The organism is Aeromonas crassostreae (genome assembly GCF_054052445.1).
In genome coordinates, this window is sequence record NZ_JBSTYM010000031.1 from 25,118 (window position 1) to 31,130 (window position 6,013).

The following is a 6,013-nucleotide window of genomic DNA, read 5'->3' on the forward strand; positions in this document are numbered from 1 at the left end:
AAGGAGTCGTGATGAAAACCTATCTGGATTTGAGTGACGTCGGCATGGCGTTCGACACGGAACAGGGGCGCTTCGAGGCGCTGGTGGGGGTGAACCTGAAGATAGACAAGGGGGAGTTCGTCTCCCTCATCGGCCACTCCGGCTGTGGCAAGAGCACTGTACTCAACCTGGTGGCCGGGCTGCTGGAGCCGAGCCAGGGGGGCATCATCCTCGATGGCCGCGAGGTGGACGGCCCGGGCCCGGAGCGGGCCATGGTGTTCCAGAACCATGCCCTGCTGCCCTGGCTCAGCGTCCACCAGAACGTCGAGCTGGCGGTCAAGCGCCGGGTGACGGGGCGCGAGGAGGTGGCCGAGCAGGTGGACTACTTCCTCTCCCTGGTGCAGATGGACCACGCCAGCCACAAGCTGCCCCACGAACTGTCGGGGGGCATGAAGCAGCGGGTCGGCATCGCCCGGGCGCTGTCGCTCTCCCCCAAGGTGCTGCTGATGGATGAGCCGTTTGGCGCCCTGGATGCCCTGACCCGGGCCCACCTGCAGGATGCCCTGATGGCCATCCAGGCCGAGCTTGGCAACACCGTCATCATGATCACCCACGACGTGGACGAGGCGGTGCTGCTCTCGGATCGCATCGTCATGATGACCAATGGCCCGGCGGCCACCATAGGGGAAGTCCTCGATGTCCGCCTGGCCAGGCCCAGGGACAGGGTGGCCCTGGCGGACGACCCCGCCTACCACAGGCTGCGCCAGCAGGTGCTGCATTTCCTCTACGAGAAGCAGCGCAAGGTGACCCCCCTCAAGGCGGCCGGTCAGGTGCGCAGCAAGCTGCGGGCCTGAGTCCCACCGAATTCAAGGAAGAGAGATATGGCGAACAAAGAGACACTACGGGTGGTCGGCAACGGTCAGGCCCATTTAGTTGAGAAGCAGCAACTGCTGGTGGTCGGCAACGGCATGGTGGGTCACCACTTTATCGAGCAGCTGGTGGCGGCGGGCGGTCTGGCGCACTTTGAGGTGACCGTGCTGGGGGCCGAGCCCGATCCGGCCTATGACAGGGTCCATCTGTCCGAGGTGTTTGGCGGCAAGGCGCCCCAGGCCCTGCGCCTGGCGGATCCCGCCTGGTATGAAGAGCACGGCATTGCGCTGCGGCTGGGGGCCGAGGTGGAGGCGCTGGACAGAGAGCGCCGCACCCTGACCCTGACCAGCGGTGAGCGCCTCGGCTACGACCGCCTGGTGCTGGCCACGGGATCCGTGCCCTTCGTGCCCCCCATCCCGGGCAACGAGCGGGCGGGCTGCTACGTCTACCGCACCCTGGGGGATCTGGATGCCATCCGCGACGCCTGCGCCCAGGCCCGCAGCGGCGTGGTGATAGGGGGCGGCCTGCTGGGACTGGAGGCGGCCAACGCCCTGCGCCTGCTCGGTCTCGAGACCCGGGTGGTGGAGTTTGCCCCGCGCCTGATGCCGGTGCAGCTCGACGAGAGCGGCGGCGCCCTGCTGCGGGAGAAGATTGGCGCCCTCGGCGTCGAGGCGCTGGTGGAGAAGGCCACGGAGTGCATCGAGGATGGCGAGCAGGCCCGCCATCGCCTGCGCTTCAAGGATGGCAGCCACCTGGAGACGGACGTGATCCTCTTCTCGGCGGGGATCCGCCCCGCCGATGCCCTGGCCCGCCAATCCGGGCTGAGCGTCGGCGAGCGCGGCGGCATCTGCATCGATGACGACTGCCAGAGCTCGGATCCCGCCATCCTGGCCATCGGCGAGTGCGCCCTCTGGCAGGGGCGCATCTTCGGCCTGGTGGCCCCCGGCTACCAGATGGCCCGGGCCGCGGTGGCGACCCTGTGCGGCGGCGAGACCCGCTTCGCCGGGGCCGACATGTCCACCAAGCTCAAGCTGATGGGGGTGGACGTGGGGGCCATAGGCGATGGCCATGGCAGCACCGAGGGAGCCCAGGAGCTGCTGCTGCTCGACCGGGTCAACGGCATCTACAAGAAGCTGGTGACCGACGGCGAGGGCAAGCGGCTGCTCGGCGCCATCCTGGTGGGGGATGGCAGCGATTACGATCGGCTGCTCCAGTACTACCAGAACGCCCTGCCCCTGCCCGAGCCCGCCCTCTCGCTGCTGGTGGCGGAGGGGACCCAGAGCGCGGCCCCCATGGTGCTGCCGGACAGCGCCCTCATCTGCTCCTGCCACAACGTCACCAAGGGGGCCGTGGTGGCGGCGGTGCGGGCAGGCAACCAGGATGTGGCCGCCATCAAGTCCTGCACCAAGGCGGGGACCGGCTGCGGCGGCTGCAGCAACCTGCTCAAGCAGGTGGTGGACGAGGCCCTGGCCGAGATGGGGGTGGAGGCGGATCACAGCCTGTGCGAGCACTTCGCCTACAGCCGCCAGCAGCTCTATCACCTGGCCCGGGTCGAGGAGATCCGCACCTTCGACGAGCTCAGGGACAGGCATGGTCAGGGGTTGGGGTGCGACATCTGCAAGCCGACGGTCGCCTCCATCCTGGCGTCGCTCTGGAACGAGCATGTGCTGGAGAAGCCGCACCGGGGCTTGCAGGACACCAATGATGCCTTCCTCGCCAACCTGCAAAAGGACGGCACCTACTCGGTGGTGCCGCGCATCCCCGGTGGGGAGATCACCCCGGACGGCCTCATCACCATAGGGGAGGTGGCGCGCAAGTACGGCCTCTACACCAAGATCACCGGCGGCCAGCGTATCGACCTGTTTGGCGCCCGGGTCGATCAGCTGCCGGAGATCTGGGGCGAGCTCATCGCGGCGGGCTTCGAAACCGGCCAGGCCTATGGCAAGTCGGTGCGCACCGTGAAGTCCTGTGTCGGCTCCACCTGGTGCCGCTACGGGGTGCAGGACTCCATGACCCTGACCCAGACCCTGGAGCACCGCTACAAGGGGCTGCGGGCGCCCCACAAGCTGAAGTTCGCTGTCTCCGGCTGCACCCGGGAGTGCGCCGAGGCCCAGAGCAAGGACATAGGGGTCATCGCCACCGAGCGCGGCTGGAACCTCTATGTGTGCGGCAACGGCGGCATGCGGCCCCGCCACGCCGACCTGTTCGCCAGCGACCTCGACGAGCAGACCCTGATCCGCTACATAGACCGGCTGCTGATGTTCTACGTGCGCACCGGCGACAGGCTGCAGCGCACCTCGGTCTGGATGGAGAACATGGAAGGGGGGCTGGCCTATCTCAAGGAAGTGATCCTGGAGGACAGCCTGGGGCTGGGGGCCGAGCTGGAAGCCCAGATGGCGGCCATCGTCGGCACCTGGCAGTGCGAGTGGAAGAGCACATTGGCCGATCCGGACAAGGTGGCGCTGTTCAAGGCCTTCCTGGATGAGGCGCCCGCCGCCACCCCCCCCAGACGGGAGGAGCGCGGCCAGTGGGTGCCCGCCATGGCGCCCCGCGAGGACGCGCCAGTCCCCTTCACCCCGGAGATCGCCATCAAGGAGTTGATATGACACAGCCATCCACCTGGTTACCCCTCTGCCCCCTGGCCAGCCTGCTGCCCGGTCAGGGCCGCAGTGCCCGGATAGGGGAGCGCCAGCTGGCCGTCTTCCTGCTCGGGGAGAGGGTCTATGTGCTCGACGACAGGGATCCCGCCTCCGGTGTGCCCCTGCTCTCCCGGGGCATCCTCGGGGACATAGGGGGGGAGCCCGTGGTCGCCTCCCCTCTCTACAAGCAGCGTTATGCCCTGGCCGATGGTCGCTGTCTCGACGATCCGGCGCTCGGGGTGCGCAGCTGGCCCGCCCGGCTGGAGGGAGAGTCGGTCTGGGTCCAACTGGCGTGAGCCTCTGACCCTGGCGAGATCAGACACCGGGCCCGTCCCGGTGTTTTTTTGTGCGTTGCTCGACACTTCTGCCGTCGCGCCCTGGGATAAAAACGTTTTCCCGCTAGATTGGACAAGGAATGTATTAGACAAAAGGCTAGATATGGATGTTTGTCTATGACGGAACGTGAACAAGAGATCCTTGCCCTGCTGCGCCAGGACCCCATGATCCCCCAGCAGACGCTGGCAAACCGGCTCGGCATCAGCCGCTCGGCCCTGGCGAGCCATGTCTCCAGCCTGATCCGGCAGGGGGTCGTCATGGGGCGCGGCTATGTGCTGCGCGAAGGCCCCTACGCCCTGGTGATAGGCGGCGCCAACATGGATATCTGCGGTCAGAGCCGGGGGGCCCTGGGCATGGGGGATTCCAACCCGGGGGCGGTGCGCACCTCCCCCGGTGGGGTGGGGCGCAACATCGCCGAGAACCTGGCGCGGCTCGGTACCGACACCCGGCTGCTGACCGCGGTGGGCAACGATCAGCACGGTCATCGGCTGCTGGAGGCGAGCCAGCAGGCCGGGGTGGACGTGCGCCAGGTGCTGGTGCTGGACGGGCAGGCCACCTCCTGTTACCTCAGCCTGCACGATGACAGCGGCGAGATGCGCTGCGCCGTCAACGACATGGCCATCATAGACGAGCTCACCCCGGCCCGGCTCGCCCCCCTCGGCGGCTTTCTCGGCGCGGCCGGGCTCTGGGTGCTGGACACCAACCTCGCCAGCCACACCCTGGACTGGCTGTTCGAGCGCCAGGGGGAGCACTGCATCTTCGTCGACACCGTTTCGGTCGCCAAGGTGGAGAAGATCCGCCCCTGGCTGCACCGCATCCATACCCTCAAGCCCAATCGCAGCGAGGCGGAGCGGCTGTGCGGCTTTGCCATAGCCGGACCCGAGACCTGGCCCATGGCGGCGGCCTGGTTCCACCGCGCCGGGGTGGCGCGGCTGTTCCTGAGCCTCGGCGATCAGGGGATCTTTTACAGCGACGGGGAGCGCCAGGGCCATCTGCCCGTGCTCGGCAGCCCGGTCGTCAACGTGACCGGCGCAGGGGACGCCTTCATGGCAGGGCTGGCCCACGCCTGGTGGCAGGGGCTGGACATGTCCGAGACCACCCGCTTCGCCCTCGGCTGCGCCGCCTTCACCGCCAACTGTTCCGATACCGTCTCTCCCGGCCTCTCCAAGGCCGCCGTCGAACGCATGCTGGAGGAGTACCCATGCTGAACCCTTACCTCGATATCCAGCCGGAGGTGGCCGCCGCCCTGGCCGCCGGCAAGCCGGTGGTGGCCCTGGAGTCCACCATCATCTCCCATGGCATGCCCTACCCCCAGAACGTGGCGACGGCGCGCCAGGTGGAGCAGGCGGTGCGAGACAACGGCGCCGTGCCGGCCACCATCGCCATCCTGGATGGTCGCCTCAAGGTGGGGCTGAGGGAGGAGGATCTGGAGACCCTGGGCCGGGCCGGACACGCCGCCATCAAGTGCAGCCGCCGGGACATCCCCTTCGTGCTGGCCAGCAAGGGGCTGGGGGCGACCACGGTTGCCTCCACCATGATAGTGGCCGCCATGGCGGGGATCCGGGTGTTCGCCACCGGCGGCATCGGCGGCGTGCACCGGGGCGCCCAGCAGAGCTTCGACATCTCCGCCGACTTGCAGGAGCTGGCCCGGACCCCGGTGGCCGTGGTCTGCGCCGGCGCCAAATCCATCCTCGACATCGGCCTGACCCTGGAGTACCTGGAGACCCAGGGGGTGCCGGTCATCGGCTACCAGACCGATGAGCTGCCCGCCTTCTACACCCGCGAGAGCGGCTTCCAGGTGGATTACCGCCAGGATACCCCGGCGGCCATCGCCAGGGCGCTGCGCATCAAGTGGGAGCTGGGACTGGCCGGTGGCGCCGTGGTGGCCAACCCCATCCCGGCCCGGTTTGCCATGCCCAGGGCCGACATAGACGCCGCCATTGCCCAGGCGCTGAAGGAGGCGGATGAGCAGGGGGTCAAGGGCAAGGCATCCACCCCCTTCCTGTTGGCCCGGGTGTGCGAGCTGACCGGTGGCGACTCCCTGGCGGCCAATATCCAACTGGTGTTGAACAACGCCGTGCTGGGGGCGCGCATCGCTGCCAGCCTGTAACGGTTGCCCTCTGTGTGCGAACTGACCGGCGGTGACTCCCTGGCGGTTAATGTCCAGCTGGTGTTGAACAACGCCGTGC

The 6,013-nt window shown here is 68.1% G+C and carries 5 protein-coding genes; all 5 read left to right on the top strand.

Annotated elements, in window-relative coordinates; genetic code table 11:
• Positions 1 to 11: 11 nt before the first annotated feature.
• The 5 genes from ACW5W4_RS17355 (at position 12) to ACW5W4_RS17375 (ending at position 5,934) form a co-directional block, all read left to right on the top strand.
• Complete coding sequence (locus tag ACW5W4_RS17355; protein WP_408794848.1) at positions 12 to 833, top strand: ABC transporter ATP-binding protein; 822 nt, start codon at positions 12 to 14, stop codon at positions 831 to 833.
• A gap of 27 nt (positions 834 to 860) precedes the next feature.
• A complete protein-coding gene (gene nirB / locus ACW5W4_RS17360; RefSeq protein ID WP_456690219.1) occupies positions 861 to 3,455 on the top strand; it encodes a nitrite reductase large subunit NirB in 2,595 nt (864 codons plus the stop codon).
• The gene (gene nirD / locus ACW5W4_RS17365; protein WP_456690220.1) at positions 3,452 to 3,784 is read left to right on the top strand and encodes a nitrite reductase small subunit NirD; all 333 of its coding nucleotides are present in this window, start codon (positions 3,452 to 3,454) and stop codon (positions 3,782 to 3,784) included. The genes nirB and nirD overlap by 4 nt, the downstream gene beginning before the upstream one ends.
• Before the next feature lie 156 nt (positions 3,785 to 3,940).
• On the top strand, positions 3,941 to 5,032 hold the full coding sequence (locus tag ACW5W4_RS17370; protein WP_456690221.1) for a PfkB family carbohydrate kinase: 1,092 nt from the start codon (positions 3,941 to 3,943) through the stop codon (positions 5,030 to 5,032).
• Entirely contained in the window at positions 5,026 to 5,934 is a 909-nt protein-coding gene (locus ACW5W4_RS17375) for a pseudouridine-5'-phosphate glycosidase (RefSeq protein WP_427261475.1), read from the top strand. Before ACW5W4_RS17370 ends, ACW5W4_RS17375 begins: the two co-directional genes overlap by 7 nt.
• Positions 5,935 to 6,013: the final 79 nt, after the last annotated feature.

Coding starts and splice junctions, on each gene's coding strand:
- ACW5W4_RS17370 (WP_456690221.1), top strand. CDS start 3,941: ATGACGGAACGTGAACAAGAGATCCTTGCCCTGCTGCGCCAGGACCCC.
- ACW5W4_RS17375 (WP_427261475.1), top strand. CDS start 5,026: ATGCTGAACCCTTACCTCGATATCCAGCCGGAGGTGGCCGCCGCCCTG.
- nirD (WP_456690220.1), top strand. CDS start 3,452: ATGACACAGCCATCCACCTGGTTACCCCTCTGCCCCCTGGCCAGCCTG.
- ACW5W4_RS17355 (WP_408794848.1), top strand. CDS start 12: ATGAAAACCTATCTGGATTTGAGTGACGTCGGCATGGCGTTCGACACG.
- nirB (WP_456690219.1), top strand. CDS start 861: ATGGCGAACAAAGAGACACTACGGGTGGTCGGCAACGGTCAGGCCCAT.